At 38.1% G+C, this 12,493-nt stretch carries 12 protein-coding genes; 2 read left to right on the forward strand and 10 right to left on the reverse strand.

The window, feature by feature from the left end; all coding sequences use genetic code 11:
* Window positions 1–227: 227 nt before the first annotated feature.
* The 3 genes from dinF to lexA all read right to left on the reverse strand — a co-directional run bounded on the left by dinF (window position 228) and on the right by lexA (window position 3,231).
* Window positions 228–1,559, reverse strand: a complete 1,332-nt coding sequence (dinF, locus tag HC728_RS14450) for an MATE family efflux transporter DinF (protein ID WP_017019517.1) — start codon at window positions 1,557–1,559, stop codon at window positions 228–230.
* A 125-nt stretch (window positions 1,560–1,684) separates the two neighbouring features.
* Complete coding sequence (locus HC728_RS14455; protein WP_017019518.1) at window positions 1,685–2,479, reverse strand: class I SAM-dependent methyltransferase; 795 nt, start codon at window positions 2,477–2,479, stop codon at window positions 1,685–1,687.
* Between the two features lie 125 nt (window positions 2,480–2,604).
* On the reverse strand, window positions 2,605–3,231 hold the full coding sequence (lexA, locus tag HC728_RS14460; protein WP_005421350.1) for a transcriptional repressor LexA: 627 nt from the start codon (window positions 3,229–3,231) through the stop codon (window positions 2,605–2,607).
* 241 nt (window positions 3,232–3,472) lie between these two features.
* Between lexA and plsB the strand changes: the two genes are divergently transcribed.
* Window positions 3,473–5,896 carry a glycerol-3-phosphate 1-O-acyltransferase PlsB gene (gene plsB, locus HC728_RS14465; protein ID WP_190395690.1) on the forward strand — a complete coding sequence of 808 codons (2,424 nt, stop codon included), beginning with the start codon at window positions 3,473–3,475 and terminating at the stop codon, window positions 5,894–5,896.
* Between the two features lie 233 nt (window positions 5,897–6,129).
* Here plsB and ubiA read toward each other — a convergent pair whose 3' ends face one another.
* The gene (gene ubiA, locus HC728_RS14470) at window positions 6,130–6,993 is read right to left on the reverse strand and encodes a 4-hydroxybenzoate octaprenyltransferase (protein WP_054775829.1); all 864 of its coding nucleotides are present in this window, start codon (window positions 6,991–6,993) and stop codon (window positions 6,130–6,132) included.
* Window positions 6,990–7,532, reverse strand: a complete 543-nt coding sequence (locus HC728_RS14475; protein ID WP_054775828.1) for a chorismate lyase — start codon at window positions 7,530–7,532, stop codon at window positions 6,990–6,992. Before HC728_RS14475 ends, ubiA begins: the two co-directional genes overlap by 4 nt.
* Window positions 7,533–7,653: 121 nt before the next feature.
* Between HC728_RS14475 and HC728_RS14480 the strand changes: the two genes are divergently transcribed.
* Complete coding sequence (locus HC728_RS14480; RefSeq protein WP_005421359.1) at window positions 7,654–8,064, forward strand: flagellar basal body-associated protein FliL; 411 nt, start codon at window positions 7,654–7,656, stop codon at window positions 8,062–8,064.
* Window positions 8,065–8,141: 77 nt separating this feature from the next.
* Here the strand turns inward: HC728_RS14480 and glpG are convergent, their stop codons facing one another.
* The 5 genes from glpG to ftsE form a co-directional block, all read right to left on the reverse strand.
* Complete coding sequence (glpG, locus tag HC728_RS14485) at window positions 8,142–8,984, reverse strand: rhomboid family intramembrane serine protease GlpG (RefSeq protein WP_012534343.1); 843 nt, start codon at window positions 8,982–8,984, stop codon at window positions 8,142–8,144.
* Between the two features lie 6 nt (window positions 8,985–8,990).
* The gene (gene glpE, locus HC728_RS14490; protein ID WP_012534374.1) at window positions 8,991–9,314 is read right to left on the reverse strand and encodes a thiosulfate sulfurtransferase GlpE; all 324 of its coding nucleotides are present in this window, start codon (window positions 9,312–9,314) and stop codon (window positions 8,991–8,993) included.
* A 485-nt stretch (window positions 9,315–9,799) separates the two neighbouring features.
* Window positions 9,800–10,660, reverse strand: a complete 861-nt coding sequence (gene rpoH, locus HC728_RS14495; protein ID WP_005421372.1) for an RNA polymerase sigma factor RpoH — start codon at window positions 10,658–10,660, stop codon at window positions 9,800–9,802.
* Between the two features lie 215 nt (window positions 10,661–10,875).
* The gene (gene ftsX, locus HC728_RS14500) at window positions 10,876–11,829 is read right to left on the reverse strand and encodes a permease-like cell division protein FtsX (protein ID WP_005421374.1); all 954 of its coding nucleotides are present in this window, start codon (window positions 11,827–11,829) and stop codon (window positions 10,876–10,878) included.
* The gene (ftsE, locus tag HC728_RS14505; RefSeq protein ID WP_005421376.1) at window positions 11,822–12,490 is read right to left on the reverse strand and encodes a cell division ATP-binding protein FtsE; all 669 of its coding nucleotides are present in this window, start codon (window positions 12,488–12,490) and stop codon (window positions 11,822–11,824) included. Before ftsE ends, ftsX begins: the two co-directional genes overlap by 8 nt.
* Window positions 12,491–12,493: the final 3 nt, after the last annotated feature.

A 12,493-nucleotide genomic window follows, 5' to 3' on the forward strand; every position in this document is an offset into this window, starting at 1 on the left:
TAAGGAGTCCAGGGAAGCTACCTAAACATTATGAAGTATTACTACAGCAAATATCCATGTTTATCCTACCACCTCGAAGAGAAGATAGAAGTTATCCTCGTTGGGTGAAACTGAAACCCAAGAAATATGCAATAAATAAAAAAAATGCCAGTCAGCTTAACTGACTGGCATTACTGCATACTGCAGCCCTTTTTTTGTATAGCGATCAATTAGGTAATGCATTTGGCCTATGATAGGAAAATTGCTTTTTTCCATTGATAATAGAATGTCACAGCCAAACTCAAACCACGCATTGCCATAAATGAAATCATAGCAGCCCAAAGCGCATGATTTCCGCTATCTTGCATTAACCACCAAACAGAGAAGAAGGTTATCATGGCGATAAACATGGAATTTCTCATCTCAGAGCCTTTGGTTGCTCCAACAAAAATACCATCCAACAAGAAACACCACATTGATACCAATGGCATAGCAATTAACCAAGGCAAATAAATCAACGCTGTTTTTTGCACATCTTCAATTGAAGATATCATTGCGATTAACTGATAACCAAATACACCAAATACCAAACTGAGTAAGCTACTTATCACTAAACTCCAAAAAGTCGTACCAATAAGAGAATCCGCTAGCTGAGTTCTACTTTTTGCTCCAATCGCCTTTCCTACCATTGCCTCCATTGCATAAGCAAACCCATCCATACCATAAGAAATCATCATTAAGAAGCTCATTAATACTGCATTTGCAGCAACAATATCTACACCTAATGATGCTCCTTGAAACGTCATAAAAGTAAAGCAAGCTTGTAAGCACAGAGAACGTAAGAATATATCTCGATTTAAATTCAAGAGACGCTTAAAACCCGATAATAAATCAGATAGAGACATAATAAAGCTAGGTAATACGAGCTTATTACTCTGCTTTAAGACAAACCACAAACCGATTACTAATGAAGAATAATCGGCAATGACGGAAGCAAGTGCCGCACCTTCAACTTTCCAATGAAAACCAACCACAAATAAAAGATCGAGAATAATATTAATGCTATTGGTTATGATAACTAGCCACATAGGATAACGAGCATTTTGCGTACCCAGTAACCAGCCCATAATAACTAAATTACTTAATGCTGCTGGCGCACTCCATATACGAATAGAAAAATATTGCTCGGCATAGTGCTTCACTTCAACAGAAGCGTCACTGAATGAAAAAATGATCTGAGAAAGTGGCTGATGAAAAAGCAGTAAAATAAAAGAGAAGCACAGAGCAAGAAAAATACCTTGAGAAAACGTCTGACTCAACGCATTTTTATTTTCTGCACCATAAGCTTGAGCGGTTAATCCTGTGGTTGCCATGCGAAGAAAACCCAATAACCAAAACGTCACACTGATCATTGTGCCGCCCACCGCTACACCACCTAAATACCAAGCATGCTCTAAATGTCCAATAACAGCAGCATCAATTAACCCTAATAAAGGAATAGTGATATTTGATAGCACCATCGGAATGGCTAATGCTAGCACTTGCCGATGTAATGAAAGGTTTCTTAATGAATTCCACATAGGGAGTACCGATAAAAAAAAGTAGCCACATTATTGCTTACTTTCTTATGATCCTAAACCCTGTACCCTTCAATTCATACTCTTGTCATTAAATAGAAACACCCATTCAAATAAGACAAGTATCATTACCAATTCATATGGATCAGCAAAGGAGTAACCCGGTGCTTAAATAATGGGAACTTAACCAACCAACGCTGCCATGCCTTCCAACGAGTACAGTTATGCTCTATAGGTGAAGTAACGGATAGATTTTCAATCCATGGTAACCATCCAGTAAAATCAAGCTTCGGTTGATGTAAACCATGTCGGTATTCAACACTCCCAAGCTTTTTGCCTATGATGGTATTACAGCGATCCCCTGCAACAACGAATAACGCTTCTGCATGATTAAAACGACGACCAAGCAGTTGAATAAATTTAGATAGCTGAGTTTTAGTGCAATCTAACAAAGCTTGCTCACACACAATCATGACAGGCACATTATTAGGTACAGGCAGCTCATCAATCCAATGATCGTCACCAACAGAGCCGCAACGTAAATAATATCGTTCATTGGTATGGAAGAGTTTTTGGCGCCAAAGCAAATTTTCATTAATATCAAGTTCAAGCCAATGACAACGTCCATTATCTAAACGATAAAAACGCGTATCTAAGCCTGCGCCAACATTGACAACCCAGCCAGATGGATTTGATTTTAGAAATTTAGAAACTTGCTGATCACACTGAACCGTCAGTGTTGCATGAAGAAGCTGTTTTTGATCTATATCTCCAGAGAGACATTCAGCAGAAAGGTGACAGCGCTGACAAGCCGCTGCAGCAATAGGGTCATAAATGAGCCCATTGTCGATCATACTTTCACGGCTTCTTAACCAAAGAGGTTGTAATAAACGTGAAGGAATTTTATGGCCGAGGTTCGTCATTATCATCATCCTTAGTGAATAGGATTAAATGATAATAACTATCATTACCACTTGTAAAGATTTATTTCAGCTAAACAAGCGATAATGATGATTATATAATGTCAATCTAGATGATTAGATTGTAATTACATCCAAGTTGTACTTCTGATCACGCCAACAGCAAGACCTTCAATACTTAAACTTTGAGAAGTTAAATCCACTTCAATTGGTGAAAATTCTTCATTTTCGGCATGAAGAAATACCATAGAGCCTTTACGCTCTAAGCGTTTTACCGTTACATCATCATCAACACGCGCAACAACGACTTGGCCATCGCGAACGTCTTGAGTTTTATGAACCGCAAGTAAATCACCATCCATAATTCCAATGTCTTTCATGCTTTCGCCGTTCACGCGTAATAAGAAATCAGCTTGTGGCTTAAACATTCCAGGATCAACTTTATAGTGGCTCTCAACATGCTCTTGAGCAAGAATAGGCTCTCCTGCTGCAACTTGACCAATGAGTGGAACACCCAGTTCTTCATCATGATGATCTGCATCTTGCAGTAAAATACGTATTCCACGAGATGCACCAGGAATAATTTCTATCACCTGCTTACGAGCTAATGCCTTTAAGTGCTCTTCCGCCGCATTCGCTGAACGAAATCCCAACTCACGAGCAATTTCTGCACGTGTTGGTGGCATGCCAGTATCATCAATTTTTGCTTTGATAAGATCAAAGACTTCTTGCTGTCTTGCCGTTAGCGGCTTCATAAATCACCTGTCTGTTTATACAGTTCACTGTGAGTATATACAGCTGTGCTATGCTTTGAAAGACCTATTGATTAAAAATAAGACAAAATCGCTTACTTTTCTGTCATATGACTCATACAATTGCGGATATTCTGTTCATCCCTATTAAAAGGTTTGACCAGTTCTGCTATTCTTGCCTGAAATTGTAAGCATCTATTATACGGCCGACTGCTCGGTACATAACTAAGGCGTTATTGTCATTATGTCTACAGGACACACTATTTATCATTCTTTACTAAAGTTACCACTATCGGTAATGGTGAAGAGTAGCTCGATTCCATCGAATCCTATTGAAGATTTAAACATTGATCTTGAGCGCCCAATTATTTACGCACTACCATTTCGTTCACATGTGGATTTACTTACACTACAAAAAAGTGCCCTAGAACTTGGTTTGCCTGACCCTCTATCTCCTATCGAGATTGAAGGCGTAAAATACCCACGCTATGTATTTACTTCTATCGGACCAAAAATGTTCGATACTGATGACGATCTTCCACAAGAGTCGTTAGACCTATTTAAGATTGTATTAAAGCACCATGCTGATAATCCAGACGCTGATTTCCAACTGATCCCTACCTCTATTTTGTGGGGAAGAAAGCCAGGTAAAGAAGGTACAAGTAAACCTCACTTAATGCCACTTAACGGACCTCAAAAATTTGTCACGTTAATAAAAGCAGGACGAGACTCAACCGTTCGTATTAGCCCAGTGGTATCTTTACGTTACATGGCTGATAACCACGGCTCTGATGAAGCCATTGCACATAAATTAGCGCGTGTTGCAAAAATACACTTTTCTCGCCAAAAATTAGCGGCATCAGGTCCTAACCTACCTAATCGCCAAGCGTTATTTAATCGCTTATTAAAATCACAAGCGATTGAGAAAGTCATTTTAGAAGAAGCAAAAAGTCGAAATGTCGATGTAGAGAAAGTGCGTAAAGAAGCCATGGGTATCATGGAAGAAATCGCTACCAACTTCTCTTATTCTCTAATTAAAAATGGCAACCGTATTTTAAAATGGTTATGGAACCGTTTATATCAGGGATTAAACATCAATAACGCTTCTACTGTGCGTAAATTAGCACAAGAAGGCCATGAGATTGTTTATGTTCCTTGTCATCGTAGTCACATGGATTACCTACTCCTTTCTTATGTTTTATACCATGAAGGTTTAGTTCCACCACATATTGCTGCAGGCATTAACTTAAACTTCTTCCCTGCGGGTCCTATTTTCCGTCGCGGTGGTGCTTTCTTTATTCGTCGTAGCTTTAAAGGTAATCGCCTGTACTCAACCATCTTCCGTGAATATTTAGCTGAGCTTTTTGCAAAAGGATACTCAGTTGAATACTTCAGTGAAGGTGGACGTTCACGTACCGGTCGTTTATTACAAGCGAAAACAGGTATGTTAGCAATGACGGTACAAGCAATGCTACGTGGCTTAAACCGCCCAGTTACCTTAGTACCTGTTTATATTGGTTATGAACACGTAATGGAAGTAACCACTTACGCAAAAGAGCTGCGTGGTAAACGTAAAGAAAAAGAAAATGCAGGTCAGGTATTACGTACACTACGCAAACTACGTAATTTCGGACAAGGTTACGTTAACTTTGGTGAGCCTATCTCATTAAACCATTACTTAAATGAGCATGCTCCAAATTGGTCTGAATCGATCAACCCGATTGAACCACAGAAACCAGAATGGATGACACCAGTCGTAAACGGCATCGCTAATAAGATGATGACACATATTAATGATGCAGCGGCAGCTAACGCATTAACATTATGTGCAACCGCTTTACTTGCTGCAAACCAACGAGCACTAAGTAAGGAAGACTTAACTGAACAATTAGATTGTTACCTGCAAATTCTACGTAATGTTCCATACTCAGCAACGGCAACTGTTCCAAGTGAAGATGCTGACGCTTTACTAGAACATGCCATTAAGCTGGATAAGTTTGTTATTGAGAAAGATACGCTAGGTGAGATTGTTTCATTAGATCGTAACCAGTCTCTACTGATGACTTACTATCGAAATAACATTATCCATCTATTTGCACTACCATCATTGATTGCAAAACTCGTCGTTCACCATGACACGATTACCGTAGAACAAATTCAGGACCAGATAAAATTAATTTATCCTTTCCTAAAAGCGGAATTGTTCTTACATTACAAAGAGGAAGAATTGACCTCTATAGTAAATAATCATATTGATGAATTAGTTCAACAAAATCTGATTTTACGTGATGGTGATACACTGCAACTGTGTAATACAAATATTCGCAAATTGCATTTACTTGCTCATACCATTTCAGAAACTCTACAGCGCTATGCTATCGCACTAACGCATCTTCAAGCATCACCAGATTTGGGCAAAGATGAATTAGAAGAGCAAAGCCAAATCATGGCTCAACGTTTAAGTCGTCTACATGGTATCAACGCACCTGAGTTCTTTGATAAAGGTGTATTCTGCATTCTGTTTAATACTCTAAAAACAGAAGGATACCTTGATGAAGATGGCGCAGCAGTGTTAAGTAAAGTTGAACCGTTATCGCAAGATATCGCACACCTTCTTACTCCTGAAATTAAGCTAACGATTCATGCAGTAATGACAAAAGAAGACTAATTTAACGTCCCTTTCTTTAAATACAAAAAAGCCAGTATGATATTAGTCATACTGGCTTTTCTTTTAAAACAACACTTTAAATTAATATCAATCACAGTAAGTAAGTGAGCAGAAATAGCGAAGAAAAAATGCTTGAGAACAAGGCAGAATTTTTCGATAAGTAGTTATTCTACAATCAAAAGTTCTAACGTAATTATCGAACATTTTAACAAGCTAGAGCGATCAGTTATTGACTACGATTGGTATAACACACTTGCACTGATAGCAATAAAAATCAGTCCACCGACATAGTTATTATTTAAAAACGCTTTAAAGCAAGCTTCCCTTTCACGTCCTTTTATTAACCATTGCTGATACACAAAAAATCCAGCAGCCGCTAATATTCCCCAATAATAAATACCAGAAAGCGCTAATTGAGAGCCTAATACGATCAATAATGCCAATACCGATAACTGCAATAAACCGATAATCGTTTTATCATAGCGTCCAAACAAAATGGCTGTTGATTTAATACCAATCTTTACATCATCATCTCTGTCCACCATTGCATACTGTGTATCGTAGGCGATCGTCCACAATGCATTAATCACAAACAGTAACCACGCTTCAGGTGGTACCTGATTTGATTCTGCTGCGTATGCCATTGGAATTGCCCAGCTAAATGCTAGTCCAAGTACAAACTGAGGGAGATACGTCACTCGTTTCATAAAAGGGTAAGCAATGGCAAGAACAATACCGATACCAGATAGCATAATCGTTAAGGTGTTCATGGTTAAAACAAGAAGAAAAGAACACACAACCAAAACAGCAAAAAGAGACAACGCTTCTTTTGAAGAGATAACTCCAGAAGGCAATGGACGATTAGCCGTTCGTTTTACATGACCATCCACTTTACGGTCCGCAAAATCATTAATCACGCACCCCGCAGAACGCATAAAAATTACACCTAATACAAATACAATAAGTACATGCCAATCAGGTAATCCATCGGCTGCTAAAAATAAAGCCCATAATGTTGGCCATAAAAGTAATAGAGAACCAATTGGACGATTCATTCGGGTCAATTGCCAAAACGCCTCTGCTTTTGACATATTCATGATTCCACTTCCTTTGAATAAATGGGTGCTTCTGGTAAAAATAACTCTGCAACTAGCATGGGTTTATTATTCATCCATAATCGAGAACGACGAGCAAACAACTCTCCTCTTTCTGTCATTATTTTTCCTACTTGTAATTTATCTCTATGTGCACTTTGAGCACTAAATACAGTAATACCTAGAGGTGTATGACCTTGACGAGTTAAATCATGCGGTTGATCTTGCAATGATGATAACGGAATTAATGTTCTACCATAAACCCATGACTGCTGATCGCCTTTTAAGATAACTTTTCGACGCAAACACACTTCTCCGCTAAGAAGATCTTTCTCTTCTACGGTTAATTTATTTGGGTTCACATGGGTATTATCCAATACCGATACCGATAACACATGGCAATGTTGCTCTAAACGACGTGATAGTGAATCTAATCCTAGCAACCAATAACGCTGCAGATCGTTACAACACTCAAATGTATCGGCCTCTTGCCACTGCACTCTTTTTAGTACAGAAGCACACCAAGAATTGATATCTGACATATTCTCTATAACATCTTTCACATATATTGCTTATATTGAAAGATTGTAGTTAATTTTTTCTCACAACTGCCGACTATTGTATCAAGTAATAAAATAAATTGACTGATGAATGGATTAGAAAATGACAAAGAAATCATTATTTGCAGGGTTACTGCTGATTATTAGCCAAATATTCTCTCCTGCGATCCACGCAGAAGAAGAAGTCGCTCCTCAAATGGGCTACTTTACACTGGCACCAGATTTAACAACGAATTTTGTAACAACAGGAAAAAAGCTAGGTTACATCCAAATTCGAGTAGATATTCTTGTTGCAGATAACCGAGATTTACCGCAATTAGAGCGTCACAACCCACAGATCCGAAACGCATTAGTTGAAGTATTAGGACAACAACCAGAACAAAGAATTAAATCCCTTGCGGGTCGTGAAGAAATTAGAAAAGAGTGTTTAACTGCAATTAATGAACTGTTGCTTGCAGAGACAGGAAAAACGTTAGCCGTTGATTTACTGTTTACCAAATACATCTACCAATAACCATTTGGTACCAGATATTTTCATTTATCTGTGTCGATATAGAATGAGCGAGGTAATCATTACCTCGCTCATTTTTTTTAACTCAATGAAGATCTTTTAAAGCGACTATCAATACCTGCAATCACACATCCCGTAATTAAACCGGCTAAATGTGCAGTATTTGCAATGGCCATAAAAGGTTGTACATAACCAAGAACTAGCCAAACAAGCATAAAACCAACTATAGGTTTAGAAACTGAAACGCCTCTCTCTGGCGCTAGCCAGCCAATAAACCAAGAATAACCAAGTAGCGCATACACCACACCAGATAGCCCACCAAAATTAGCACCTTCTACCCAGAACTGACCTAAACCAGAAAACAGTGCAGAAAATAAAAACAGTTGTACTAACTTAGTGCGACCTAATCGTAATTCAATATCCCCACCTAACTGCCACCACCACAACAAGTTAAAAATTATGTGTGTCGCAGAAAAGTGCAGCAATGCATGTGAGAACCAGCGCCATACTTCAACACTTTGTCCTTGATAGGCAGGAAAGTGTAATGCTTGGAAAATCGAGTTATTCCAACCTAATTGCTGCAAAGCAAAAATCACAATACACACAAGCATAATCGACAACGTAAAGATCCCGGCTTTCGCTTTGATCATTTTGATGAGATTAGGCGAACCATATGCAAATTTTGCCGTTCGTGTATCCGCCATATCCCATGATGCTGATTGGTATTTAACATCATTAGGGTTACGTAAAAATGCCTGTAATTCTGATTCGACTTCCAGTAAATAAGCATCATCAGAAACAACCCATAAAGCAAACTGCCCATCTCCTTCAGGCATCATTCTGATATCGATATGTCTTGATGCCATATAATCAATAAATGCCTGTCCTGCTCTGGGGTTTGATAATGCGATTAATCTTTGCATATGCTTTTATTTCTCCACAGGTAACCCTGCTTTATGCCAACCTTCAAATCCACCATCAACACTATAAACTTCTTCATAGCCTTGATTCACTAAATACTGAGCTGCACCTTGGCTACTATGTCCGTGATAGCACATAACCAACACCGGCTGTTCAAAATCAACCTCATTCATTAATTCAACGATCGTGTCGTTCGTTAAATGAAATGCATTTTCTACATGCCCTCTAATGAAGGATTGTGGATCCCTAATATCTACCAATACAGCATTAAGATCTTGCTGCTTTAACTTTTCCTGAGCGTCTACTACTGATATATGTTGAAACTGATCCATTATGAGCCTTTCTCTCTATTTTTTATTTATTGTACTCTCGATTAACCACAAGAAAAACACAGAGTACGTAAGGGTTAAACAAAGTTATCCACATAGTTATTATCCACACATTTTTTTAGGCTATTTTTAGTTGTTTAATTTTTACTCACCTGTGGAGAAAGCTGTGAATTACGTTGATAAAGTAGTTTATGAAAAAGTGATCCACTACATGTAGTAAAGATCCTTTTTAAAGTGTGGATATAAATTCTGTTGCTAAGCTATCGTGTTATCTAGGTTTTACTAAATTCAATCAAGATCTAAACAGATAACTCCCTACTTATACACAAGATATTTTTATTATAATCCATCGAATTAATCAAACTCTTGATCATACCAATACGGTTAGATTAGATATTCCACTCAATTACTGACGTTTCTATTACATTTAGGTATAAAAAAAGGCTGAACTCTTTCAAGTTCAGCCTTCTTTAAAATTCTTATTGTAATTAAAGAACGTCGCCAACGGCATCCTTCAATTTTTTCATCGCATTCTTCTCAAGTTGACGAATACGCTCCGCCGATACTTGATAAGTATCCGCTAACTCTTGCAGTGTCGCTTTCTCATCAGCTAACCAACGAGATTGAACAATATGCTGACTACGCTCATCTAACGTCGCAATCGCATTTGCTAAACGATTATTTGTATAATCTTCCCAGTTATCTTCTTCTAAAGAGTAAGCAACATCTGATTGCTTATCTTCTAGATAGTAAACTGGTGCAGTAAACGCCATATCACGGTCGTCATCTTCTGCAGGAGCTTCAAACGTTGAGTCTTGAGCAGCAAGTCGTGCTTCCATCTCTCTAACTTCAGACGGTGCAACACCAAGATCTTTTGCAACCGCTTCAACTTCACCGTTGTTAAACCAACCTAAACGTTTTTTATTCTTTCTTAAATTAAAAAACAATTTACGTTGTGCTTTGGTCGTTGCTACCTTCACAATACGCCAGTTTCTCAATACGTATTCATGAATTTCAGCTTTAATCCAGTGCACAGCAAAAGACACTAAACGCACACCTACTTCAGGGTTAAAACGTTTTACTGCTTTCATTAAGCCTACGTTACCTTCTTGAATAAGATCCGCTAAAGGTAGGCCGTAACCTGAATAACCACGGGCAACATGTACGACGAAACGAAGATGAGATAGGATCAGCTCTTTCGCTGCCTCTATTTCTTCTTTGTAGTGTAAACGCTCCGCTAGCTCACGTTCCTCTGCCACAGTTAACATTGGGTAACTATTAACAGATCGTAGATAGCTATCGATACTATCTTGTGAAACGACAGCCATTGAATACATTTCTTTCGACATTCAAATCCCCATTTATATCTTGGTATTACTTAACTTAACCTTGCAATAATGTACTTAAAGTAAACAGACTGCAAGTGAAAGGCGGAAAATTATCCACACTTTATTGACTAATTTCTGTTAAGTAAGTTCAGTTTTTAACAAAACAAAAACAAAAAAGCCGCTAATTCAATCAATTAGCGGCTTAAGATCTTATTTAAAACAAAGATCGTTTTCTTTTATACCGGTTCAATTTCTTTTAAATGACGCAACACTGAAATTCGAGCCGCTAGTAGACCTAAAAATGACGATAACATAAGCAATAGCAAACTCTCATCCCACGTTAAACCAACTAAACGAAAGATACTATCGTAAAGTACAGCCACATTATCTACCGCTCCATTTAGAGTAACCGTAATAATTGCAGTTAATAGCCAAGCAACAAAACCACCTAATAGACCAAACCACATACCCGTGTATAAATAAGGGCGTAAGATAAAAGTATTGGTTGCACCAACTAATTTCATTACTTGGATTTCATCTTTTTGCTCTAATACATTAAAACGTAATGTATTACCTACAATCAAAAAGACAGCAACAAACATTAGAATAGCCAATGTCGTTGCGACTACGACAGCTACGTGTTTAATGGCATCCAATCGAGCTAACCAATCATCATCCAAACGAACTTCGTTTACATAAGATTGCTGCTTCAAACGATTAACGAGCTGGTTTACTTGTTCTGTACCTTGCCACTCTGTTTTCGGTGAAACAATTAACACTGCGGGTAACGGATTGCTATCTAATAGTGTTAGTGCTTGCTCAAAACCTGAATGCTCACTCAGCTCTTTTAACCCCTCTTGTGGAGAGATGTATTGAACAGCTTCAATCTCTTTCCAGCGTTCTAGCTCGCTCTTTAAGGTTTGAACTTTCGTTTCTGCAACATCTTGTTGTAAGTACAAACTGACTTGCGAAGGCGCTTGCCATTTTGAAGCGACAATCGTTAAGTTTTTACCAATTAAGTACATACTTGAAGGTAAGGTTAATGACATAGCAATCACCGCTAATGTCAGCATATTACCTAAAGGACGACGTAATAGTTCTTGAAAAGAAAGCTTGGCTTGTTTTTTATGAGTAGCCCAGAAACCGTCATTTGATGCACCTTGAGTATTTTTAGGTTTACGCTTAGCCATGATCAGCAACCTCGCGTAAACACCCTTGGTGTAAATCAAAACGACGGTACTTATTACCACCAATTAATGATAAATCATGAGAAGCCATTAATACGCTTACTCCCACACGATTAAATTCAGCAAAAAGATTAAACACCTGACGAGATAACTGTGGATCTAAGTTACCTGTCGGTTCATCAGCCAATAACAACATAGGTTTATTTACAACCGCACGAGCAATACCCACACGTTGTTGTTCACCACCAGACAATTGCATAGGGTAACTTTTTGCTTTATCTAATAACCCAGTTTTATCTAATGCTGCCGAGACTCGGCGCTTAATATCATTTTCTCGTACTGATTCAACGCGCATTGGTAATGCAACATTATCGAAAACAGTACGATTCATCAGTAATTTATGATCTTGAAAAACGATACCGATATTACGACGTAAAAATGGAATATCTTGATTCGAAATTTTTGTAATATCATGACCATTAAATAAGATCTTGCCATCACTTGGACGTTCAATTGCACAGATCAGTTTCAACAACGTACTTTTACCAGCCCCTGAATGACCACTCAAAAAAGCCATTTCACCTCTATTTAAATGAAAGTTTACTTTTTGTAATGCTGGACGACCACCTCGATAGGCTTTCGACACTTGCTGAAATCGAATCACGCG

Origin of the sequence: Aliivibrio sp. S10_S31 (genome assembly GCF_014694495.1) — a bacterium.
Lineage (GTDB): Bacteria > Pseudomonadota > Gammaproteobacteria > Enterobacterales > Vibrionaceae > Aliivibrio > Aliivibrio fischeri.